Origin of the sequence: Pseudomonas sp. RW409 (assembly GCF_003184125.1) — a bacterium.
Classification (GTDB): Bacteria; Pseudomonadota; Gammaproteobacteria; order Pseudomonadales; family Pseudomonadaceae; genus Aquipseudomonas; species Aquipseudomonas chlororaphis_I.
The window spans coordinates 382,528-403,379 of record NZ_QHHP01000033.1; the positions used below are offsets into that span (position 1 = coordinate 382,528).

At 63.7% G+C, this 20,852-nt stretch carries 21 protein-coding genes; 11 read left to right on the forward strand and 10 right to left on the reverse strand.

Annotated features, from left to right (window positions below; genetic code table 11):
* Positions 1-3: 3 nt before the first annotated feature.
* On the reverse strand, positions 4-1,491 hold the full coding sequence (locus DK261_RS14975; protein WP_110175904.1) for a PLP-dependent aminotransferase family protein: 1,488 nt from the start codon (positions 1,489-1,491) through the stop codon (positions 4-6).
* Between the two features lie 137 nt (positions 1,492-1,628).
* Between DK261_RS14975 and DK261_RS14980 the strand changes: the two genes are divergently transcribed.
* Positions 1,629-2,828, forward strand: coding sequence for a benzoate/H(+) symporter BenE family transporter (locus DK261_RS14980; RefSeq protein ID WP_081359685.1), 1,200 nt, complete (start codon positions 1,629-1,631; stop codon positions 2,826-2,828).
* A 98-nt stretch (positions 2,829-2,926) separates the two neighbouring features.
* Here DK261_RS14980 and DK261_RS14985 read toward each other — a convergent pair whose 3' ends face one another.
* The 4 genes from DK261_RS14985 to DK261_RS15000 all read right to left on the reverse strand — a co-directional run bounded on the left by DK261_RS14985 (position 2,927) and on the right by DK261_RS15000 (position 6,942).
* Positions 2,927-3,781 (reverse strand): shikimate dehydrogenase, encoded by an 855-nt coding sequence (locus tag DK261_RS14985; RefSeq protein WP_053269979.1) that lies wholly within the window; start codon positions 3,779-3,781, stop codon positions 2,927-2,929.
* On the reverse strand, positions 3,778-4,227 hold the full coding sequence (gene aroQ / locus DK261_RS14990; protein WP_007928871.1) for a type II 3-dehydroquinate dehydratase: 450 nt from the start codon (positions 4,225-4,227) through the stop codon (positions 3,778-3,780). The genes DK261_RS14985 and aroQ overlap by 4 nt, the downstream gene beginning before the upstream one ends.
* 343 nt (positions 4,228-4,570) lie before the next feature.
* Positions 4,571-5,650: a tRNA (uridine(54)-C5)-methyltransferase TrmA gene (gene trmA, locus DK261_RS14995; protein ID WP_103330743.1), complete on the reverse strand. Its 1,080-nt coding sequence runs from the start codon at positions 5,648-5,650 to the stop codon at positions 4,571-4,573.
* Complete coding sequence (locus DK261_RS15000) at positions 5,647-6,942, reverse strand: NCS2 family permease (protein ID WP_009050980.1); 1,296 nt, start codon at positions 6,940-6,942, stop codon at positions 5,647-5,649. Before DK261_RS15000 ends, trmA begins: the two co-directional genes overlap by 4 nt.
* Positions 6,943-7,147: 205 nt before the next feature.
* Between DK261_RS15000 and DK261_RS15005 the strand changes: the two genes are divergently transcribed.
* Both DK261_RS15005 and DK261_RS15010 read left to right on the forward strand, forming a co-directional pair.
* Positions 7,148-7,597 (forward strand): DUF4879 domain-containing protein, encoded by a 450-nt coding sequence (locus DK261_RS15005; protein WP_009050979.1) that lies wholly within the window; start codon positions 7,148-7,150, stop codon positions 7,595-7,597.
* A gap of 69 nt (positions 7,598-7,666) precedes the next feature.
* Complete coding sequence (locus DK261_RS15010; protein ID WP_009050978.1) at positions 7,667-8,218, forward strand: DJ-1 family glyoxalase III; 552 nt, start codon at positions 7,667-7,669, stop codon at positions 8,216-8,218.
* A 3-nt stretch (positions 8,219-8,221) separates the two neighbouring features.
* Here the strand turns inward: DK261_RS15010 and DK261_RS15015 are convergent, their stop codons facing one another.
* From DK261_RS15015 to DK261_RS15025, 3 genes are all read right to left on the reverse strand, one after another.
* On the reverse strand, positions 8,222-8,512 hold the full coding sequence (locus DK261_RS15015; protein WP_009050977.1) for a HigA family addiction module antitoxin: 291 nt from the start codon (positions 8,510-8,512) through the stop codon (positions 8,222-8,224).
* Positions 8,513-8,527: 15 nt separating this feature from the next.
* On the reverse strand, positions 8,528-8,806 hold the full coding sequence (locus tag DK261_RS15020; protein ID WP_009050976.1) for a type II toxin-antitoxin system RelE/ParE family toxin: 279 nt from the start codon (positions 8,804-8,806) through the stop codon (positions 8,528-8,530).
* A 108-nt stretch (positions 8,807-8,914) separates the two neighbouring features.
* On the reverse strand, positions 8,915-10,156 hold the full coding sequence (locus DK261_RS15025) for an MFS transporter (RefSeq protein WP_053269977.1): 1,242 nt from the start codon (positions 10,154-10,156) through the stop codon (positions 8,915-8,917).
* Positions 10,157-10,657: 501 nt separating this feature from the next.
* Between DK261_RS15025 and DK261_RS15030 the strand changes: the two genes are divergently transcribed.
* From DK261_RS15030 to DK261_RS15040, 3 genes are all read left to right on the forward strand, one after another.
* Positions 10,658-12,094: a cytochrome ubiquinol oxidase subunit I gene (locus DK261_RS15030; RefSeq protein WP_009050974.1), complete on the forward strand. Its 1,437-nt coding sequence runs from the start codon at positions 10,658-10,660 to the stop codon at positions 12,092-12,094.
* Between the two features lie 3 nt (positions 12,095-12,097).
* Entirely contained in the window at positions 12,098-13,105 is a 1,008-nt protein-coding gene (gene cydB, locus DK261_RS15035; RefSeq protein ID WP_009050973.1) for a cytochrome d ubiquinol oxidase subunit II, read from the forward strand.
* 90 nt (positions 13,106-13,195) lie between these two features.
* Positions 13,196-13,363 (forward strand): DUF2474 domain-containing protein, encoded by a 168-nt coding sequence (locus DK261_RS15040; RefSeq protein WP_023969448.1) that lies wholly within the window; start codon positions 13,196-13,198, stop codon positions 13,361-13,363.
* A gap of 149 nt (positions 13,364-13,512) precedes the next feature.
* Here DK261_RS15040 and DK261_RS15045 read toward each other — a convergent pair whose 3' ends face one another.
* Entirely contained in the window at positions 13,513-14,637 is a 1,125-nt protein-coding gene (locus tag DK261_RS15045) for a methyltransferase (protein ID WP_110175905.1), read from the reverse strand.
* 228 nt (positions 14,638-14,865) lie between these two features.
* Between DK261_RS15045 and DK261_RS15050 the strand changes: the two genes are divergently transcribed.
* A complete protein-coding gene (locus DK261_RS15050; protein WP_110175906.1) occupies positions 14,866-15,642 on the forward strand; it encodes a ferredoxin--NADP reductase in 777 nt (258 codons plus the stop codon).
* Positions 15,643-15,694: 52 nt separating this feature from the next.
* Here DK261_RS15050 and mscL read toward each other — a convergent pair whose 3' ends face one another.
* Positions 15,695-16,099, reverse strand: a complete 405-nt coding sequence (gene mscL / locus DK261_RS15055; protein ID WP_016703708.1) for a large-conductance mechanosensitive channel protein MscL — start codon at positions 16,097-16,099, stop codon at positions 15,695-15,697.
* Positions 16,100-16,385: 286 nt separating this feature from the next.
* On the opposite strand from mscL, the gene katB reads away from it, so the two are divergent.
* The 4 genes from katB (at position 16,386) to DK261_RS15075 (ending at position 20,834) form a co-directional block, all read left to right on the forward strand.
* Positions 16,386-17,927, forward strand: coding sequence for a catalase KatB (gene katB, locus DK261_RS15060; RefSeq protein ID WP_016703707.1), 1,542 nt, complete (start codon positions 16,386-16,388; stop codon positions 17,925-17,927).
* 187 nt (positions 17,928-18,114) lie between these two features.
* Positions 18,115-18,663 carry an ankyrin repeat domain-containing protein gene (locus DK261_RS15065; protein WP_101283637.1) on the forward strand — a complete coding sequence of 183 codons (549 nt, stop codon included), beginning with the start codon at positions 18,115-18,117 and terminating at the stop codon, positions 18,661-18,663.
* Between the two features lie 45 nt (positions 18,664-18,708).
* Positions 18,709-20,076: a DNA repair protein RadA gene (gene radA, locus DK261_RS15070; RefSeq protein WP_009050968.1), complete on the forward strand. Its 1,368-nt coding sequence runs from the start codon at positions 18,709-18,711 to the stop codon at positions 20,074-20,076.
* Positions 20,077-20,105: 29 nt separating this feature from the next.
* Positions 20,106-20,834 carry a hypothetical protein gene (locus DK261_RS15075; RefSeq protein WP_110175907.1) on the forward strand — a complete coding sequence of 243 codons (729 nt, stop codon included), beginning with the start codon at positions 20,106-20,108 and terminating at the stop codon, positions 20,832-20,834.
* Positions 20,835-20,852: the final 18 nt, after the last annotated feature.

The following is a 20,852-nucleotide window of genomic DNA, read 5'->3' on the forward strand; positions in this document are numbered from 1 at the left end:
CGCCTAGAGGGTTGAACCCCGTTGCCGGTCGATCAGACGGCACAGGGTTGCAACCGCATCCTGCATCGACTCCGCCCGGGTATTGCCAAAGCCCATCAACAAGCCAGGACGTGGCTGACCCTGGGCGCCAACGAAAAAACCTGACAGCGGCGCGACGCCGATTTTTCGGGCATGGGCGGCGGCAGCGATAGCCTGGTCGTCGAGCCCATCGGGCAGTTCGGCGAGCAGATGCAACCCGGTAGCGCTGCTGGCTACCGTCATACGCTCGCTGCCGGCGTCGTGAATGGCCGCCAGCAAGGCTGCGCGACGTTGTGCATAAACCGCCTGGCTACGCCGGATATGGCTACCGAGGTGGCCATTGCCGATGAACTCCGCCGCCGTCGCCTGGAGCGACAAAGGCACGCGGTGGCCGCTGCCATTGCGCACGTCGCGCAACAGGTCCACCACTGCCTCGGGGGCGACCAGGAACCCCAGGCGCAGACCCGGCGCCAGCAACTTGCTCAAGGTCCCCACATAGATCACCCGCCCCTGATTGCCGTCCAGGGCCTTGAGCGCCGGTGTTGGCGCGCTGCCGTAGCGAAACTCGCTGTCGTAATCGTCTTCGAGGATGAAGGCATTGGCGTCGTGGGCCCATTGCAGTAAGGCCAGGCGTCGCGCCAGGCTCATGCCGACCCCCAGGGGATACTGGTGCGAAGGCGATACCAGCGCCAGCCTGGCGTCTGGCGCGAGCCGGCGGCCGGCCTGCACATCCAGCCCTTCTTTATCCACGGGAACGCCCACCGCCTGCACGCCAGCCAGCAACACGCTGCGGTAGGCTGCATCGTAGCCGGGGTTCTCGACCCAGACGCGATCCCCCTGGTCGGTGAGCGCCAGTGTCGCAATCGACACCGCCGCTTGGGCGCCGGGGGTAATCACGATGTGAGGGGCCTGGCAGACCACCCCGCGTGCCGCGCCCAGGTAAGCCGCCAGGGCTTCGCGTAATGGCAGGAAACCCTGTGGGTCGCCGTAGGACAGGTCGGGAAGTGGCCGGCGTCGCCAGAACCGACCTTCCAGGCGCCCCCACAGGGCATAGGGAAAGGCGTCCAGCGCCGGCAGGCCCGGAGTCAGCGGCCAGGCGGCGGGGACCATGGACATCGAGTCGTTCCCCGTCAACGCCCGGGCCCGGGTGGAGCCGATGACGGCCTCTGTCCGGGCGGGCGGCGAGGCCGTTGGTTCGGCGATGCGGGCCATGACAAAGGTGCCCGAACCTGTCCGGGCCTCGAGGAACCCCTCGGCGATCAACTGCCCATAGGCCTCGGTCACGGTCATGCGGGACAGCCCCAGCTGGGCCGCCAACACACGTGAGGCTGGCAGGCGGATGCCGGCCTTGACGCTGCCATCGGCGATGCCTTTGCGCAGGAACAGCAGCAATTGCTCGCGCAAGGACAAGTGGCCGTCCTTGGCCAGTTGCAGACGGTTCCAGATGGGATAGGCGGTTTTACGGGTTTTCATCGGGGGCCTGTGGGTCGTCGGACTGCGCGACAAGCTGGAAAAGTGGTCTGGGATATTGATGGAAAGTGGATATTTTATATAGACCATTACCTGCCGATACTCCCTCGCCTCGCCAACACATCCAGAGGGTTCCTCCGATGAAAACCGCCAGCATCAGAATCGCTGACCTGCTGCATCCGAGCGTTGCCGCGTTGATTTCGGTCATCGTCAATTACGGGGGCACCTTCATTCTGGTTTTCCAGGGAGCCAAGGCAGCGGGGCTGAGCCCCGAGCAGACCGCTTCGTGGATCTGGTCGATTTCGATCGGCGTCGGCCTGACCGGCGCCTGGCTGAGCTATCGCTACCGCGAGCCGATCATTACCGCCTGGTCGACACCGGGCGCGGCCTTCCTGATCGCGGTACTGCCGAGCACGCCTTACCCGGAAATGATCGGCGCCTTCATGTTGTCGGCTGTCGGCTTCGTCGTGCTGGGGATATCGGGCTATTTCGAGCGGGTGGTGAAGCTGATCCCGCCGGGAATCGCAGCGGGTCTGCTGGCGGGCATTTTGCTGCGCTTCGGGATCGGCGCTTTCGACGGGGCCGGGGTCGATCCGCTGCTGGTGGGCGCGCTGCTGCTCAGCTATGTGCTGCTACGCCGCTTTACCGCGCGTTATGCGATTGTCGGGGTATTGCTGATCGGCATCGTGCTGTTGCTCGGGTTGGGGCAGGTCAGTTTCGCCAGCCTTGAACTCAAGCCGGCCCTGCCGGTGCTGACCTTGCCGGTGTTCTCGCTGAATGCGCTGCTGAGCGTGGCCCTGCCGTTGTTCCTGATCACCCTGACCGGCCAGTACATGCCCGGCATGCTGGTGCTGCGCAACGATGGGTTCAAGACCAGCGCCAATCCGATTCTCACGACGACGGGGCTGGGCTCCTTGTTGATGGCGCCGTTCGGTTCCCATGCATTCAATGTCGCTGCGATTACCGCCGCCATCTGTACGGGCAAGGAGGCGCATGAGGAGCCCGCCAAGCGTTATCTGGCCGGGCTCGCTTGTGGGGTGTTCTATCTGCTGGTGGGGATTTTCGGCAGCACCCTGGCGGCGCTGTTCGTGGTCCTGCCGGCGACCTTTATCACCACCCTGGCGGGCCTGGCCCTGTTGGGTGCGATCGGCGGCAGCCTCGCCACCGCGCTGGTCGAGCCGAGTGGCCGGGAAACCGCCTTGATCACCTTCCTGGCGACCGCTGCCAATATCACCTTGTTCGGTTTGGGCGGCGCGTTCTGGGGCTTGCTGGCGGGGTTGCTGGCGCACGGCGTGATGCACGGCCGGCTGCGGCCAGCCGGTCGTCAGGAACGTGCGTAGTCGCAAGGGGAGGAGTGCAACGAGGTGCCTGACCGTGCGGCAGGCATCGGTCGAGAGCGGAGCCGACCACAGCCCCGCCCTGAGCCGCTCATGCATTGTCAGCCATTCATGCTCTGGAAATGCGCGAGCATGCGCTGGGCATTTGGCGTTATGCCGCTGAACAGCTCGAACGCCTTCACCGCCTGAAACACCGCCATGTTGCCGCCGTCCAGGGTGCGGCAACCGAGGGCGCGGGCGTTGCGCAGCAGTTCGGTTTCCAGGGGAAAGTAGACGATCTCCGCGACCCACAACCCAGGGCGCAGCAACTCGACCGGCACCGGCATGCCCGGCAGCTTGGCCATGCCCATCGGCGTGGTGTTCACCAGGCCGTCGGCGGCGGCCAGGGTGGTGGGCAGGTCGACGCCGGCCTTGGCCCGGCCGGGGCCGAAATGCTGGTTGAGGTTGTCCGCCAGGCTCTGGGCGCGGGCGCTTTCCACATCGAAGATGCTCAGTTGCTGCACGCCTTCGCTGAGCAGCGCATGGGCCACCGCCGCACCGGCGCCGCCGGCGCCCATCTGCACCACACGCTCCAGGGCCACGCCCTGCAAGCCGCGGCGGAAACCTTCGGCAAAACCCAGGCAATCGGTGTTGTGGCCGACGCGCTTGCCGTCCTTGAGCACCACGGTGTTCACCGCGCCGATGCCGCGGGCTTCCGGCGACAGCTCATCGAGCAGCGGGATGATGCTCTGCTTGCAGGGAAAGGTGATGTTCAACCCGGTGAAGTTCATGCGCTCGGCGGCCAGCAGCAGGTCGGGCAGGGCGTTGCTGTCGAGTTGCAGCTGGTCCAGGTCGATCAGTCGGTACAGGTAGCGCACGCCCTGGGCGTCGCCTTCGTGTTCATGCAGTGCCGGGGTGCGCGAGGCCTGGATGCCGGCGCCGATCAGTCCGGCCAGTACTGTGTTCTGTTGGGTCATGCCTGGGCTCCTTGAAAACGCTGGCTGAAATGCGCCAGTGCCAGGCGATAGCCATGGCTGCCGAAGCCGCACATTACCGCCAGGGCGATGCCCGAGACAAAGGAGTGATGGCGAAACGGTTCGCGGGCGTGGACGTTCGACAGGTGCACTTCGATCACCGGCAGCTCACTGGCCACCAGGGCGTCGCGGATCGCCACCGAGGTGTGGGTCCAGGCCGCCGGGTTGATCACGATCCCGGCGCAACGGCCACGGGCGCCGTGAATCCAGTCCAGCAGTTCGCCTTCGTGGTTGGTCTGGCGAAACTCCACGGTCAGGCCGAACTCCTCGGCGGCACGCCCGCACAGGGCGGAAATGTCGGCCAGGGTCTCGTGACCGTAAGTAGCGGGTTCGCGGGTGCCAAGCAGGTTCAGGTTCGGGCCGTTGAGCACCAGAACGATAGGGCGCATGAGGGGAATTCTCCGTTGTTATTGTGGGCGCGGCTTGAGCGGCCAGCGGCTGTCGCTAAATTGTACTAACTAGTTAATTTGGTCAATTGCGGCTGGATGGGGGACGGCGGGTCCTGTCATTAAGTGTTCGCTGATCGAACATTTTCATGCCACTGCCAGCAATAAAAGCCGGTACTGCAAGAAGGGCTTGCCACCTGGCCAGGGGTGCCGGAGCTTGCGGAACCGATCTCAATCACCCCAGGCGACGGTTCATCAATAAGAAAGGCGCAGGCGTTGGCATGCTAGGCAGTGGCCACAAAAAAGCCGTCGCAGGGACGGCTTTTTTGTGGTCCGCGACAGGCTATCAACGCCGGGTCAGCAAGACCCCGGATTCCATGTGGTGGGTCCACGGGAACTGGTCGAACATCGCGCAGCGGGTGATGCGGTGGGTGTCGTGCAACTGGGCGATGTTGGCCGCCAGCGTCTCCGGGTTGCACGAGATGTACAGGATGTTGTCGAAGCGCCGGGTCAGCTCGCAGGTGTCCGGGTCCATGCCGGCGCGCGGCGGGTCGACGAACACGCTGCCGAATTCGTAGCTCTTCAGGTCCACGCCTTGCAGGCGGCGGAACGGACGCACTTCGTTCAGCGCCTCGGTCAGCTCTTCGGCGGACAGGCGCACCAGGGTGACGTTCTCCACCGCGTTTTCGCCGAGGTTGCTCAGGGCCGCGTTGACCGAGGTCTTGCTGATCTCGGTGGCCAGCACCTTGCGCACCCGGGTGGCCAGGGGCAGGGTGAAGTTGCCGTTGCCGCAGTACAGCTCCAGCAGGTCGTCCGGGCGATCGCCCAGGGCGTCGTAGGCCCAGTTGAGCATCTTCTGGTTGACCGTGCCGTTGGGCTGGGTGAAGGCGCCTTCCGGTTGGCGGTAACTGAAGGTGCGCCCGCCGACTTCGAGTTTTTCCACCACGTAATCGTGGCCGATCACTTCGCGCTTGCCCTTGGAGCGGCCGATGACGCTGACGTTCAGCTCGGTCGCCAGCTTGTTCGCCGCGGCGTGCCAGTGTTCGTCCAGCGGGCGGTGATAACACAGGGTGATCATCGCGTCGCCGGCCAGGGTGGTGAGGAACTCGACCTGGAACAGCTTGTGGCTCAAGGCGCTGCTGGCTTGCCAGGCGGCCTTGAGTTGCGGCATCAGCTGATTGATGCGCTGGCTGGCGATCGGGAATTCCTCGATCAGGATCGGCGTGCGTTTGTCTTCCTGGGAAAACATCGCGTAATGACGCTCGCCGGCTTCGCGCCACAGGCGAAACTCCGCGCGCAGGCGAAAGTTCTGCAGCGGCGAGTCGAAGACCTGGGGCTCGGGGGCATCGAACGGCGCCAGCAGTTCACGCAGGCGCGCGACCTTGTCGGCGAGCTGGGTGGCGTAAGCCTGGGAATCGAAAGTCATGCGTTGAACCAACCCAACTTGATCACAAACAGTACCGACAGGATCACCAGCGGCGCGTTCAGCTCACGGGCGCGGCCCGACAGCAGTTTGATCGCGGTCCAGGCAATGAAGCCGAAGGCGATGCCGTTGGCGATGGAGTAGGTGAATGGCATGGCCAAGGCGGTGACCACCACCGGCGCGGCGACGGTGATGTCGTCCCAGTCTATTTCCGCCAGGCCCGAAGTCATCAGCACCGCGACGAACAGCAGCGCAGGCGCGGTGGCGAAGGCCGGGACGCTGGCCGCCAGTGGCGAGAAGAACAGTGCCAGGAGGAACAGGATCGCTACGACGATGGCGGTCAGGCCGGTGCGGCCACCGGCGCTGACGCCGGCTGCGGACTCGATGTAGCTGGTGGTGGTCGAGGTGCCCAGCAGGGAACCGGCCATGGCCGCGGTGCTGTCGGCGATCAGGGCCCGGCCCATTTTCGGCATGTGGCCGTCCTTGCCCATCAGGCCGGCGCGCTTGGCGACGCCGATCAGGGTGCCGGAGTTGTCGAACAGGTCGACGAACAGGAAGGCGAAGATCACGCTGACCAGGCCGATGTCCAGCGCGCCCTTGATGTCCAGTTGCAGGAAGGTCGGGGCCAGCGAAGGCGGCATCGAGGTCACGCCGCCAAACGGGGTGAAGCCCAGGGCGATGGAGACGATGGTCACCGACAGGATGCCGATCAGTACCGCGCCGCGGACCTTCAGGGCTTCCAGGGCGACGATCAGGGCGAAGCCCAGGGTCGCGAGGATCGGTGCCGGTTGCTTCAGATCACCGAGGCCGACCATGGTCGCCGGGTTGCCGACCACGATGCCGGCGTTGTGCAGGGCGATCAGCGCCAGGAACAGGCCGATACCGGCGGCGATCGCCGAGCGCAGCGGCAACGGGATGCTGTTGATGATCCATTCGCGGATCTTGAAGATCGACAGCAGGAAGAACAGCACCGCCGAAATGAACACCGCGCCCAGCGCCACTTGCCAGGTATGGCCCATGTGCAGGACCACGGTGTAGGTGAAGAAGGCGTTCAGGCCCATGCCCGGAGCCAGGGCGATCGGGTAGTTGGCGATCAGGCCCATCACGGTCGAGCCGATGGCGGCGGCCAGGCAGGTGGCGACGAACACCGCACCCTTGTCCATGCCGGTCTCGCCGAGGATGCTCGGGTTGACGAAGAGAATGTAGGCCATGGCCAGGAAGGTCGTAACGCCCGCAAGAATCTCGGTCCGCACGTTGGTGTTGTGTGCCTTGAGTTGAAACAGCCTTTCCAGCATGTCTGCTCCCCGTGGCGCGCTGGGCGCCGTGAATGTATCGACCCAGACAGCAAAGCACAGACCATAAAAAAGCGTCCGGGGATTTTGTGCGGGTCGGAAAAAGCCGCGCATCATACCAGCAGCGTAAGGCTATGGCTGCGATCGTCGGCGATGTTTTGCCCGAGTGGCGACTGGGGCATACTGCGCCGACGTTTTGGGGGGACTTATGCACAGCACGATAAAAGCGATGACCTTGGCGGTAGTGGCCAGCAGCCTGTGGTTGGGGACGGCGCCGGCCATGGCCCGTTCCGCACCGCCCTTGAGCCAGGTGGAAATCCTCAAGGTCGAGTCGTCGTCCTGCGGCCTGGAGGATGTGTCGGACGGGCGCGACAAGACCGCCTGCGATCACCAGGGGCCGAACATCAAGGTGTACGTGCTGGAAATCGGCTACGGCCGCCAGCCCCGCGTGGCGCTGGATGGCTTCGAGGTCAACGGCACGCGCGCGGCGGTCTGCGAAGAAGGCTCGAGCCTGGTGCCGTGTGGCAACTCCGGGATCACCGTCGGCTACATCTATACCTTCGACCTGGCCGGCAAGCAGGAAGGCACCTTCACCTTCAGCAACACCTCGCTGAATGCGCCGGGCAACAGCATGAGCGCGCAGATCTACATCAAGTAACGGCAGCGTCCGAACGCGGAGGGCTTTAAAGCTGACTAAGCTTTAAAGACCCTACCGCGGACACAGCCCATGACCTTTAGAGCCCTGATTCCCCTCGCCGAGGGTGTCGACGACCTGCAAAGCGTGACCCTGATCGATGTGCTGCGCCGCGCTCAAGTCGAAGTGCTGGTGGCCAGTATCGAAGGGCGGCGCATGCTCACCTGCGCCCGCGGCACCCGGATGACCGCCGACGGCATGCTGGTGGATGTGCTGGCCCAGAACTTCGACCTGATCGTGCTGCCCGGTGGCGCGGTTGGCGCGCAGCACCTGGCGGCCCATCAACCGCTGATGCAATTGGTCAAGGACCAGGCCGCCGCCGGGCGCTTGTTCGCCGGCATCGCCGAAGCACCGGCCCTGGCCTTGCAGAGTTACGGGGTGCTGCGCCAGCGGCGCATGACCTGCCTGCCCAGCGCCAGCCATCAGCTGTCGGGCTGCAACTTCGTCGACCAGCCGGTGGTGGTGGATGGCAACTGCATCACCGCGCAAGGCTCGGGGGCGGCCCTGAGTTTCGCCCTGACCCTGGTGGAGCAACTGTGCGGCAGGGGCCGGCGGACGGTGGTGGAGGGGGAGTTGCTGGTTTAGCGATCAGCAGACATGAGCGGCAATGGGCTCGATGCGCGGTAACAAGGCTTGTTCGGTCTGCCAGATATCGTAGTCCGCCTGTACCGCCAGCCAGACCTTGGCTTTACCTATTCCGGCGCGTTCCAGCCTTACCGCCAGTTCCGGCCGGATCGGCGCGTGGCCGTTCAGCACCTTGGAGAGATGGGGGCGGGCATAGCCAAGATGCCTGGCCAGTTCCGTCACGCTGATTCCCAACTCGGGCAATACGTCCACACGCAGTGTTTCACCGGGATGTGGCGGGTTGTGCATGGGCATGATCCTGCCTCCTGTTCAGTGGTAATCCAGATAGTCGACCAGCTCGATATCCGAACCCGTAAAACGAAAAATCACTCGCCAATTGCCCGATACGGTCAGTGACCAGTATTCGCGACGCTCGCCCTTGAGCGGATGCAACCGCCATCCCGGGAGGTCGAGGTCGTCAGGCTCTGTCGCGTGATCCATGAAAGGCAGCATGCGCGCCAGGCGCCTCGCATGATCGGCTCGGATCCCTCGAGTCGATCCCGTTTCATAGAAGGCCTTGAGGCCTTTGTGCTGAAAGGACTTGATCATGCGGCGAGTGTAAGGCGATACCTTACACTCTTCCCATCGGATATGTATTGCAGCGCGTGAATCGGACGATCAACGGCGACGTCCTGTGAGCTTCCTGCCTGTCTCGAATCAGGCCTTGGCTTCTTCTTCCACCGGCGCATGCATGCGATCGCGATGGGCCAGGGTCGGGAACAGTTTTATCCACACCCCGGTCACCAGCAGGGTGCCGACTCCGCCGAGGACCACCGCCGGCACGGTGCCGAACCAGTGGGCGGTGAGCCCGGACTCGAACTCGCCGAGCTGGTTGGAGGCGCCGATGAACAGGCCGTTCACGGCGCTGACCCGGCCACGCATTTCGTCCGGGGTTTCCAGCTGTACGAAGGAGGCGCGGATCACCATGCTGATCATGTCCGCCGCGCCCAGCACCACCAGCACCGCAAGCGAGAACCAGAACGAGGTCGACAGGCCGAAGGCGATGGTGGCAACGCCGAACACACCGACCGCGGTGAACATCACTCGCCCGACATGGCGGTCGACGGCAAAGCGCGCCAGCCACAGCGACATCAGCAAGGCCCCCACCGCCGGCGCCGAGCGCAGCAGGCCCAGGCCCCAGGCGCCGGTGAGCAGGATGTCCTTGGCGAACACCGGCAGCAGCGCGGTGGCGCCGCCCAGCAACACGGCGAACAGGTCCAGGGAAATCGCCCCGAGGATATCCGGGCGGCTGCGAATGAAGCGCACCCCGGCGAGCAGCGAGTCCAGGGTGGCCTTGCCCTTGTTCAGCGGCGTCTGCCGCGCGGGCAGGTTGAGCATCAGGCAGCAGGCGATCACATACAGCAGCACGGTCGGGCCATAGACCCACACGCTGCCAAAGGCGTAGAGCAGCCCGCCGAGGGCCGGCGCGACGATGGTCGCCGATTGCTGGGCGGACTGGGCGGCGGCCACGGCGCGGGGGAACAGCGCGCTGGGCACGATGCTCGGCAGCAGCGCCTGGGTGGTCGGCATCTCGAAGGAACGGGCGGCGCCCAGCAGGAAGGCGAGGATGAAGATCATCTCGCGGGTGACATGGTGGGTGGCGCTGCCGATGGCCAGGGACAGGGCGATCAGCGCCTGTAGCGACTGGCAGATGGCCGCCACCTTGCGCCGGTCATAGCGGTCGGCCACATGTCCGGTGTGCAGCATGAACAGCACCCGCGGCGCGAACTCCACCAGCCCGACCAGGCCCAGGTCGAGCACGTTGCCGGTCAGTTGGTAGAGGTTCCAGCCAATGGCCACGGTGAGCATCTGGAAGCCGCTGGCGGTGAAGATCCGCGCCAGCCAGAAGGCAATGAACGGACGGTGATGGCGAAGCAGCAGAGGGTCTTGGCTGGGCATCTGAAAGGCAGGTCTGAGCGTGGAGTAGGGCGAGGTTATCACCAAGATGTAACCAATAGTTGCAGAATCGTTAGCCCCGCATCTATCCCGTTTATTCGAAATAGCCCAATCCCTGTAGCCGCTGCCGCAGGCTGCGATAAGGGCCGAAGGACCTTCTACGGCGCAGAAATCGCCATGACCGTCTCGACCGATCGCAGTCTTCGGCAGCGGCTACAGGGAGAGCAAAACTTCGGAGAAAGCCCGTTCTTGACGTGGTGAGGCAACCTGTCACGCGACAAAAGACCACACAAACCGATGGCGAAAATAGGACTACTCTTTCAGCGTTGATTGATCCAGATCAAAACCTTTTCCAAGGTTAGGTCTGGCGGCCAGATGGCCAGACTCCCTGCGTTGCGATGGGTTTAAAAAGAACGAATTCGAATTCGCCACACTCCAGATCCGTGGGGGCAGTGGGTGCAGGCCTCCAGCCGGCAGCCGGTATTACCTGACAGAGGAAAGCTTATGTTCGGTTTGGAGGCACTAGATCTCGCCCGAATTCAGTTCGCGTTCACCATCTCGTTCCACATCCTGTTCCCCGCCATCACCATTGGTCTGGCGAGCTACCTGGCGGTGCTCGAAGGTTTGTGGCTCAAGACCCGCGACGATACCTACCGTGACCTGTACCACTTCTGGTCGAAGATCTTCGCCGTCAACTTCGGCATGGGGGTGGTCTCGGGCCTGGTCATGGCCTACCAGTTCGGCACCAACTGGAGCCGCTTCTCCGACTTTGCCGGTTCCGTTACCGGGCCGCTGCTGACCTATGAAGTGCTCACGGCCTTCTTCCTCGAAGCCGGCTTCCTCGGCGTGATGCTGTTCGGCTGGAACCGGGTCGGGCGCAAGCTGCACTTCTTCGCCACCGTGATGGTGGCCATCGGTACGCTGATCTCGACCTTCTGGATTCTCTCGTCCAACAGCTGGATGCAGACCCCGCAAGGCTACGAAATCATCGACGGCCGAGTGATTCCGGTGGACTGGCTGGCGGTGGTGTTCAACCCGTCGTTCCCGTACCGCCTGGCGCACATGGCCACGGCCGCTTTTGTCGCCACTGCGTTTTTCGTCGGTTCGTCCGCCGCCTGGCACCTGCTGCGTGGCCGCGATAACCCGGCAATCCGCCGCATGCTGTCGATGGCGATGTGGATGGCCCTGATCGTCGCGCCGATCCAGGCCGTGATCGGCGACTTCCACGGCCTCAACACCCTCAAGCACCAGCCGGCGAAAATCGCTGCGATCGAAGGGCACTGGGAAAACGTCGGTAACGAGCCGACCCCGCTGATCCTGTTCGGCTGGCCGGACATGAAGGAAGAAAAGACCAAGTTCGCCGTCGAGATCCCGTATCTGGGCAGCATCATCCTCACTCACTCGCTGGACAAGCAGGTGCCGGCGCTCAAGGAATTCCCGCCGGAAGACCGGCCGAATTCGACCATTGTGTTCTGGTCGTTCCGGATCATGGTCGGCCTGGGCATGCTGATGATCCTCACCGGCCTGTGGAGCCTGTGGCTGCGCAAGCGTGACCGCATCTACCAGAACCGCGCGTTCCTGTACCTGGCGTTGTGGATGGGCCCGTCCGGGCTGATCGCGATCCTCGCCGGCTGGTTCACCACCGAGATCGGCCGTCAGCCGTGGGTGGTCTACGGGCTGATGCGCACCGCGGACGCTTCGTCCGGGCATAGCCTGATGCAGATGAGCATCACCCTGGCGCTGTTTGTCGTGGTGTATTTCTCGCTGTTCGGTGTCGGTATCGGCTACATGATGCGCCTGGTGCGCAAAGGGCCGAAGACCAACGAAGGCGCGGAAGTCAGCCACGGTGGTCCTGGCCAGAAACGCACGCCGGCCCGTCCGCTGTCGGCTGCCGACGACGATGCCGAAGACAACGGCACCAGCCTGAACAAGGGGAATTGAGTCATGGGTATTGATCTTCCGCTGATCTGGGCCGTGATCATCATCTTCGGCATCATGATGTACGTGGTCATGGACGGGTTCGACCTGGGCATCGGGATTCTCTTCCCGTTCGTCAAGGACTCCCGCGACCGTGACGTGATGATGAACACCGTCGCCCCGGTCTGGGACGGTAACGAAACCTGGCTGGTCCTGGGCGGTGCCGCGTTGTTCGGCGCCTTCCCGCTGGCCTATTCGGTGGTGCTCTCGGCGCTGTACATGCCGCTGATCCTGATGCTCATCGGCCTGATCTTCCGCGGCGTGGCCTTCGAGTTCCGCTTCAAGGCCAAGGAAGCCAAGCGCCACATCTGGGACAAGGCATTCATCGGCGGTTCGCTGGCGGCGACTTTCTTCCAGGGCCTGGCGCTGGGTGCCTTCATCGATGGCCTGCCGGTGGTCGACCGCCAGTACGCCGGCGGTTCGCTGGACTGGTTCACGCCGTTCACCCTGTTCTGCGGCGTCGCGCTGGTGGTGGCCTATGCCTTGCTCGGCTGCACCTGGCTGATCATGAAGACCGAAGGCAAGCTGCAGGAGCAGATGCATGACCTGGCGCGGCCGCTGGCCTTCGTGCTGCTGGCGGTGATCGGTGTCGTCAGTATCTGGACGCCGCTGGCCCACCCGGAAATCGCTTCGCGCTGGTTCACCCTGCCGAACCTGTTCTGGTTCCTGCCGGTGCCGATCCTGGTGCTGGTGACCATGTACGGCCTGCTGCGCGCCGTGGCCCGCAATGCTCACTACACGCCGTTCCTGCTGACCCTGGTGCTGATCTTCCTCGGCTACAGTGGCCTGGGCATCAGCCTGTGGCCGAACATCGTGCCGCCGTCGATCTCGATCTGGGACGCCGCCGCGCCGCCGCAAAGCCAGGGCTTCATGCTGGTGGGCACGCTGTTCATCATCCCGTTCATCCTGGGTTACACCTTCTGGAGCTACTACGTGTTCCGCGGCAAGGTCACCCACGAAGACGGCTACCACTAGTCAATGCGCCGCTCCCTGTGCGGGAGCGGACGTGCTCGCGATGGCGCCCGAGCGACGCCATAGTCCCCATTCCGAGAGGAGTATTCGATGATGGCTGGCAAACCCACGTTGCAGGAAATCGAAGAAGCCGAGAAGAAACCGCTCTGGCAGCGCCTGGGCTGGCTCGCCGGGATCTGGGTCGGCAGCGTGCTGGCGCTGTTTATCGTCGCCAGCCTGATGCGCATGTTCATGAACGCCGCGGGCCTGACCACGCACTGATTTTCACCACCGCTCATCCCATCCCGTTGCCTTGCGGCACGGTTTTATAACCCTCCTCTGGAGGGTTTTTTTTGGCCTGGGGTTTTATGAGAAAGGGGGGCTGGCGATGGCCGTGCAGTCGACCGCGAATGGGTCGGCTGCCGGGGGGATTATTTGCGCGCCTTGAGGATCACGAACTTGGGCGTGGCGGCCACTTGCTCGACGCCGCGGAACAGCCGCGCCAGCTTGCTGTGATAGCCCAGGTGACGGTTGCCGACGATGTACAGCGCGCCGCCCACCACCAAGGCTTCGCGGGCCTGCTGGAACATGCGCCAGGCGAGGAAGTCGCCGACCACCTGCTGCTGGTGGAAGGGCGGGTTGCACAGCACCACGTCCAGCGACTGCGGCTCCTGTCCGGCCAGGCCGTCGCCGGCGCGCACGGTCACTTCGCGCTCGCCCAGGGTTGCGCGCCAGTTCTCCAGGGCCGATTGCACGGCCATGAAGGACTCGTCCACCAGGGTGTAGTGGGCATCGGGGTTGTGCAGGGCGCTGGCGATGGCCAGCACACCGTTGCCGCAACCCAGGTCCGCGACCCGGGCCTTGCCGAGGTTTTTCGGCAGGTGCGGGAGGAAGGCGCGGGTGCCGATATCCAGGCCTTCGCGGCAGAACACATTGGCGTGGTTGAGCAGCTCGATGGCGGGCTCGTCGAGCTTGTAGCGGGTCGGGTAGGGCGAAACCGCCGGGGTTTTCGCCTCCGGCGTGGCGATCAGCAAGCGGGCTTTTTTCACCGCCAGCGAGGCCTGTACCGGGCCGATATAGCGCTCCAGCAGATCGCCGGCGGCCCGTGGCAGATGCTTGACCATCGCTGCCGCCACCACCTGGGCGCCCGGCGCCAGTTGGCCTTGCAGGCGAATCAGCTGTTCTTCCAGCAGGGCCAGGGTCTTGGGCACGCGGATCAGAACGCGGTCGAATGGCCCGGTCAACGGCTCGCTGGCTGGCACCACCGTGACGGCGTCGAATGGCAGGCCATTGCGCACCAGGTTTTTCTCCAGCGCCAGCGCGCCGAGAAACGAGTCGCCGCTGCTGCGCACCTGAACGCGCCCGACCAGGCTGGCCGCCAGCGCGCCGAAGCTGTCGTTGAGGACCAGCACCCGGGTGTCCGCCGTCGGTTGCTGTTCGGCCAGGTGATTGAGCAGGTACTCGTCCGCTGCGTCGAAAGCTTGCAGGGGCTCGTTCTGTTGTTCGGGCTGGCGGATCAGGTCGAGCTGGGCGAAGGGGCTTTCGAGCAGGGGCATGGGGCGGACTCTTGGTAATCGGTGAATGTCCTGCCGGCGGGAGGAGCGCGATGCGGGCTGGACCGTTCGGGCAGGTGGCGTGCAGGCCACGTGGCAGGTGCCCGAAGAGGGGGCCAATGGTACGTTTTTTTGCGCTCGATTGCCCGCGCTCTATGCCATTACAAACCGCCGGTGTTTCTGTCGCGCGCTTTGCGGGACACTAAGGGCATTCGCTTATTGGAGCCTGCCATGACTGCCAGTGCAGAAAAATACACGCGCCAGACCTTGCTCGACGTCCAGCCCCTGACTCCCAGCCTGTTTACCCTGCGCACCACGCGGGACGCAGGCTTTCGCTTTCGCGCCGGGCAGTTCGCCCGCCTGGGGGTGACCAAGGCCGACGGCAGCACGGTGTGGCGGGCGTACTCCATGGTGTCTTCGCCTTTTGATGAGTTTCTCGAGTTCTTCTCCATCGTCGTGCCCGACGGCGAGTTCACCAGTGAGCTGAGCCGGCTGGGGGAGGGCGATACCCTGATGGTGGACCGGCAGGCGTTCGGTTATCTGACCCTCGACCGTTTCGTCGATGGCCGCGACCTCTGGCTGCTGTCCACCGGCACCGGAATCGCGCCTTTTGTTTCGATCCTCCAGGACTTCGAAGTCTGGGAGAAATTCGAGCGGATCATCCTGGTCTACAGCGTGCGCGAGGCCAAGGAGCTGGCTTATCAGCAATTGCTGGCCGAGCTGAAGCAGCGCGATTATCTGGCGGAAGTTGCCCATAAGCTGCAAGTCATCACCACGGTGACCCGTGAGTTGCATCCTGGCAGCCTCAATGGGCGGATCACCCATTTGATCGAAAACGGTGAGCTGGAGCGCGTCGCCGGTGTGCCGCTGAGCGCCGAGCACTCGCGAGTGATGCTCTGCGGCAACCCGCAGATGATCGACGACACCCGCGCCCTGCTCAAACAGCGCGACATGCACCTGAGCCTGACCCGGCGGCCCGGGCAGGTGGCGGTGGAAAACTACTGGTAAAAAAATGGCGCCGCCTGACTTGCAGGGGCGCCGTTTTGTTGCGGCACAAGCCTCAGGGCTTGTTGTTCTGCGCCTTGAGCAGGTCGCGGATCTCGCCCAGCAGCGTTTCTTCCTTGGTAGGAGCGGCCGGTGCCACGGCTTCTTCACGCTTCAGGCGGTTGATCACTTTCACGCCCATGAAGATGGCGAAGGCAACGATGATGAAGTCGATCAGGCTCTGGATGAACTTGCCGTAGGCCAGCACCACGGCCGGTGTCTCGCCGACGGCGTCCTTGAGCGTGATCGCCAGATCACTGAAGTCCACCCCACCGATCAGCAAGCCGATTGGCGGCATCACCACATCGCCAACAAACGACGAGACGATCTTGCCGAATGCGGCGCCGATGATAATACCGACGGCCATGTCGACCACATTACCTTTGACCGCGAAGGCCTTGAACTCACTTAGCACGCCCATAGGTTATTCCTTGTTACAGATGAGGTTGGTGAACGCAGTGTAATTCAGCAAAAGGCATCTTGCTTGCAACAACTGCTTACAGCGTTCGGAGTTATCGACCGGGTTAACGGCAAATAGTTTACAAAGTGCCATCAATCGCGCGCGAAATACCCGCGCTTGCTCTTTCATACCAGAATATTTTTTCAATCAGACTGTTGCGACCTTTCTATTTAGATTTCGACTCTTTGGTCACTAGCCTCTGACAGGCGCACCTGGATGCGTTTGATTAAAACCAGAGGAATAAAACATGACCATGATCATTGGCCTTGGGAGTTTTTCCCAACGACGCATAGTGGGCGTACTCGCCGCCAGTATGCTTTCTCTTTCCGTACAGGCCGCTACTTTGACCCGGGATAACGGGGCCGCGGTGGGCGATAACCAGAACTCGCAGACTGCGGGCGCTACCGGGCCGGTATTGCTGCAGGATGTGCAGTTGATCCAGAAGCTCCAGCGCTTCGATCGCGAGCGCATTCCAGAGCGGGTGGTGCATGCCCGTGGCACCGGTGCCCATGGTTCCTTCACCGTGACCGACAGCCTGAGCGACCTGACCAAGGCCAAGGTATTCGCTGCCGGACAGGTCACGCCGGTATTCGTGCGTTTTTCCGCGGTAGTGCACGGCAATCATTCGCCGGAAACCCTGCGTGACCCGCGCGGTTTTGCCACCAAGTTCTATACCGCCGACGGTAACTGGGATCTGGTCGGCAACAACTTCCCGACTTTCTTTATTCGCGATGCGATCAAATTCCCGGACATGGTTCATGCGTTCAAACCTGATCCACGGACCAACCTGGATGACGATTCCCGGCGCTTCGATTTCTTCTCCCATGTTCCGGAAGCCACCCGGACCCTGACCGAGCTGTATTCCAATTCCGGTACTCCGGCCAGTTACCGGGAAATGGACGGTAATGGCGTGCACGCCTACAAGTTGATCAATGCCAAGGGCGAAGTGCATTACGTGAAGTTTCACTGGAAGAGTTTGCAGGGCATCAACAACCTCGATCCCAAACAAGTGGTCGAGGTGCAGGGGCGTGATTACAGCCATATGACCAATGACCTGGTCACGCATATCAACAAGGGCGATTTCCCGAAATGGGACCTGTATGTCCAGGTCCTGAAGCCGGAAGACCTGGCCAAGTTCGATTTCGACCCGCTGGATGCCACCAAGATCTGGCCGGGCGTGCCTGAGCGCAAGGTCGGGCAGATGGTGCTCAACCGCAACCCGGCCAACGTGTTCCAGGAAACCGAACAGGTGGCCATGGCCCCGGCCAACCTGGTGCCGGGCATCGAGCCGTCGGAAGACCGCCTGCTGCAAGGCCGGGTGTTCTCCTATGCCGATACCCAGCTGTACCGCCTGGGCGCCAACGCCCTGCAATTGCCGATCAACGCGCCGAAAGTCGCGGTGAACAACGGCAACCAGGATGGCGCGATGAACAGTGGCAGCACCAGCACCGGTGTGAATTACCAGCCGAGCCGCCTGATGCCGCGCGAAGAGCCGCAAAGCGCGCGTTACAGCCAGTTGGCGCTGAGTGGCAGCACCCAGCAGGCGAAGATCCAGCGCGAGCAGAACTTCAAGCAGGCCGGCGATCTGTATCGCTCGTTGAGCCAGAAAGAGCGCCAGGACCTGATCGAGAACTTCGGCGGTTCCCTGGCGACCACCGATGACGAGAGCAAGCACATCATGCTGTCGTTCCTCTACAAGGCCGATCCCGAGTACGGCACCGGCGTGACCAAGGTGGCCAAGGGCGACCTGGCCCGGGTCAAGGCCCTGGCCGCCAAGCTGTCGGATTAACCTCAACCAGCGTCACGCCCCGGCGTGACGCTTCCTTTTTGTAGGAGCGAGGCTTGCCCGCGATGGGCCGCGCAGCGGCCCCAATACCGGTGACTGCGTTCTCCCTGACGAACGTATTTACCCGGGCCGAAGTCATCGCGGGCAAGCCTCGCTCCTACAGGTTTTTGCAAGGCAAGGGAGTCGCACCATGCGCTTGTTCATTTCGCTGCTGCTGGCCGCCTGCTCGCTGGGCGCTTATGCGCAGCAACCGGTGCCCACGGACCCGGCGGCGGTCAAGGCCCAGTTACAGAATTACTACTTCGATGCGGCCCGTCGTGGCGACGTCGAGATGCTCAATACCTTTATCGAGGCCGGTTATTCCCTCGATACCCAGGACGAGAAGGGCTACACCGCCCTGATCCTTGCGGCGTATCACGGCCAGGGACCGGCGGTGGAGCGTTTGCTGGCCGCCGGTGCCGATGCCTGCGCCCAGGATAAAAGAGGCAGCACGGCGCTGATGGGCGCCATTTTCAAGGGCGAAGTGAAGATCGCCCGGCGCCTGCTGGCCACCGACTGCAACCCTGACCAGCGCAACGGCGCTGGCCAGACCGCAGCCATGTACGCCGGGCTGTTCAAGCGGGTGGAGCTGCTCGATGCCCTGGCGACCAAGGGCGCCGACCTGAATGCCGAAGATCCGCTGGGCAACAGCGCCGCGCGTCTGGCCGACGGTGAAATCCACACGGCCGCGCCGCGCTGATCCGCTCCAGCTGAGCTATCATCGCGGTTTTTGCCGGGGGATCAGATGGCCAAGGCCAAGCGCATGTACGGCTGCACCGAGTGCGGCGCAACCTTTCCCAAATGGGCCGGCCAGTGCGGCGAATGCGGAGCCTGGAACACCCTGACCGAAACCATGGTGGAAAGCGGTGGCGCCGCGGCCCCCAGCGGTCGCACCGGCTGGGCCGGGCAGCAGGCGCAGATCAAGACCCTGGCCGAGGTCAGCGTCGAAGAGATTCCACGCTTTTCCACGGCTTCCGGCGAACTGGACCGGGTGCTCGGCGGCGGTCTGGTCGACGGTTCGGTGGTGCTGATTGGCGGCGACCCGGGGATCGGCAAGTCGACCATTCTGTTACAGACCTTGTGCAACATCGCCACCCGCATGCCGGCGCTCTACGTCACAGGCGAAGAATCGCAGCAACAGGTGGCGATGCGTGCCCGGCGCCTGGGCCTGCCCCAGGACCAGCTACGGGTGATGACCGAAACCTGTATCGAAACCATCATCGCCACGGCCCGGCAGGAGAAGCCCAAGGTCATGGTGATCGACTCGATCCAGACCATCTTCACCGAGCAACTGCAATCGGCCCCCGGCGGGGTTTCCCAGGTGCGCGAAAGCGCGGCGCTGCTGGTGCGCTATGCCAAGCAGAGCGGCACGGCGATCTTCCTGGTGGGCCACGTGACCAAGGAGGGCGCGCTGGCCGGGCCGCGGGTCCTCGAGCACATGGTCGACACCGTGCTGTATTTCGAAGGTGAGTCCGACGGCCGCCTGCGCTTGCTGCGGGCGGTGAAGAACCGCTTCGGCGCGGTCAACGAGCTGGGCGTGTTCGGCATGACCGATCGCGGCTTGAAAGAGGTTTCCAACCCTTCGGCGATCTTTCTCACCCGTGCCCAGGAAGAAGTCCCGGGCAGCGTGGTCATGGCCACCTGGGAAGGCACCCGGCCGATGCTGGTGGAAGTCCAGGCGCTGGTGGATGACAGCCACCTGGCCAATCCGCGGCGGGTCACCCTGGGCCTGGACCAGAACCGCCTGGCGATGCTGCTGGCGGTGCTGCACCGTCACGGCGGCATTCCGACCCACGATCAGGACGTGTTCCTCAACGTGGTCGGCGGGGTCAAGGTGCTGGAAACCGCGTCCGACCTGGCGTTGATGGCGGCGGTGATGTCCAGCCTGCGCAACCGGCCCTTGCCCCACGATCTGCTGGTGTTCGGCGAAGTCGGCCTGTCCGGCGAAGTACGCCCGGTGCCGAGCGGCCAGGAGCGCCTCAAGGAGGCGGCCAAGCACGGTTTCAAACGGGCCATCGTGCCCAAGGGCAATGCCCCGAAAGAGCCGCCACAGGGCTTGCGGATCATTGCGGTAACCCGTCTGGAGCAGGCGCTGGATGCGCTGTTCGAATGACCCCTTGTGCCACTGAAAGGAAGCAGTTCATGCGGATGACAGCAGCGGGCCTGGGTGCCCTCGGTTTTGCGTTGTTGTGGGGTAGCGGCCTGGCTGTAGCCAGCCAGGAGGATGCGCCGCGCGGCTATCGGATCGCCCAGGAATTGCTGGTCGGCGACGGCACGGTGCTCGAGGTGCTGGAAGACCGGCGTATCACCGCGCAACTGCACGCGCAGAGCTGGGGCAGCGGCCTGGACGAGGAAACCTTCGACGAGTCGACGGACAGCGAGCACCAGCCACAGCTGGAGGCCCGGGTGCGCCTGGTGTCGGAGGTCGGCGAGGTGCTTGCCGAGCAGTCCCTGGGCTACCCGCTGGCGAAGGTGGAAAAGGCGCCGCTCAGCGGCCTGCCATACCCGGCGTTTTTCCTCACCGTCGATCAGACGGCGCCGATGGGCAGCTACAGCGGTCCGGCCACGCAGCTCCTGGCGCCGACACAAAGCCGGCTGGAGCCGGTTCAGTATCGGGACGAAAGCGGGGAGCAGCGCCCGCTGGGGTTGGCCCAGACCGGCAAGGCGGCCTGGCAGATCCTTCCAGCGGCAGCGGGCGCTACCGAGGCGATTGCCCAGGTGTCTTCGGCGCCTGCCAGCGAGGGTGACGATTTTGTGACCACGTACCGGACTTATCGCTGGGTGGACGGGCAGTGGACCGCCGCCAGTCGGCAACAGCCCGGTTATTGGGATATGGAAAGCGAATTCCCCGCGCCCTCGGCATTTCCTTGAGCGTCTGACGGGAAGAGG

What these genes read in the sequence shown, in the direction of transcription:
- DK261_RS14975 (WP_110175904.1), bottom strand. Translation starts at nt 1,491, where the DNA reads ATGAAAACCCGTAAAACCGCCTATCCCATCTGGAACCGTCTGCAACTG.
- DK261_RS14980 (WP_081359685.1), top strand. Translation starts at nt 1,629, where the DNA reads ATGAAAACCGCCAGCATCAGAATCGCTGACCTGCTGCATCCGAGCGTT.
- DK261_RS14985 (WP_053269979.1), bottom strand. Translation starts at nt 3,781, where the DNA reads ATGACCCAACAGAACACAGTACTGGCCGGACTGATCGGCGCCGGCATC.
- aroQ (WP_007928871.1), bottom strand. Translation starts at nt 4,227, where the DNA reads ATGCGCCCTATCGTTCTGGTGCTCAACGGCCCGAACCTGAACCTGCTT.
- trmA (WP_103330743.1), bottom strand. Translation starts at nt 5,650, where the DNA reads ATGACTTTCGATTCCCAGGCTTACGCCACCCAGCTCGCCGACAAGGTC.
- DK261_RS15000 (WP_009050980.1), bottom strand. Translation starts at nt 6,942, where the DNA reads ATGCTGGAAAGGCTGTTTCAACTCAAGGCACACAACACCAACGTGCGG.
- DK261_RS15005 (WP_009050979.1), top strand. Translation starts at nt 7,148, where the DNA reads ATGCACAGCACGATAAAAGCGATGACCTTGGCGGTAGTGGCCAGCAGC.
- DK261_RS15010 (WP_009050978.1), top strand. Translation starts at nt 7,667, where the DNA reads ATGACCTTTAGAGCCCTGATTCCCCTCGCCGAGGGTGTCGACGACCTG.
- DK261_RS15015 (WP_009050977.1), bottom strand. Translation starts at nt 8,512, where the DNA reads ATGCCCATGCACAACCCGCCACATCCCGGTGAAACACTGCGTGTGGAC.
- DK261_RS15020 (WP_009050976.1), bottom strand. Translation starts at nt 8,806, where the DNA reads ATGATCAAGTCCTTTCAGCACAAAGGCCTCAAGGCCTTCTATGAAACG.
- DK261_RS15025 (WP_053269977.1), bottom strand. Translation starts at nt 10,156, where the DNA reads ATGCCCAGCCAAGACCCTCTGCTGCTTCGCCATCACCGTCCGTTCATT.
- DK261_RS15030 (WP_009050974.1), top strand. Translation starts at nt 10,658, where the DNA reads ATGTTCGGTTTGGAGGCACTAGATCTCGCCCGAATTCAGTTCGCGTTC.
- cydB (WP_009050973.1), top strand. Translation starts at nt 12,098, where the DNA reads ATGGGTATTGATCTTCCGCTGATCTGGGCCGTGATCATCATCTTCGGC.
- DK261_RS15040 (WP_023969448.1), top strand. Translation starts at nt 13,196, where the DNA reads ATGGCTGGCAAACCCACGTTGCAGGAAATCGAAGAAGCCGAGAAGAAA.
- DK261_RS15045 (WP_110175905.1), bottom strand. Translation starts at nt 14,637, where the DNA reads ATGCCCCTGCTCGAAAGCCCCTTCGCCCAGCTCGACCTGATCCGCCAG.
- DK261_RS15050 (WP_110175906.1), top strand. Translation starts at nt 14,866, where the DNA reads ATGACTGCCAGTGCAGAAAAATACACGCGCCAGACCTTGCTCGACGTC.
- mscL (WP_016703708.1), bottom strand. Translation starts at nt 16,099, where the DNA reads ATGGGCGTGCTAAGTGAGTTCAAGGCCTTCGCGGTCAAAGGTAATGTG.
- katB (WP_016703707.1), top strand. Translation starts at nt 16,386, where the DNA reads ATGACCATGATCATTGGCCTTGGGAGTTTTTCCCAACGACGCATAGTG.
- DK261_RS15065 (WP_101283637.1), top strand. Translation starts at nt 18,115, where the DNA reads ATGCGCTTGTTCATTTCGCTGCTGCTGGCCGCCTGCTCGCTGGGCGCT.
- radA (WP_009050968.1), top strand. Translation starts at nt 18,709, where the DNA reads ATGGCCAAGGCCAAGCGCATGTACGGCTGCACCGAGTGCGGCGCAACC.
- DK261_RS15075 (WP_110175907.1), top strand. Translation starts at nt 20,106, where the DNA reads ATGCGGATGACAGCAGCGGGCCTGGGTGCCCTCGGTTTTGCGTTGTTG.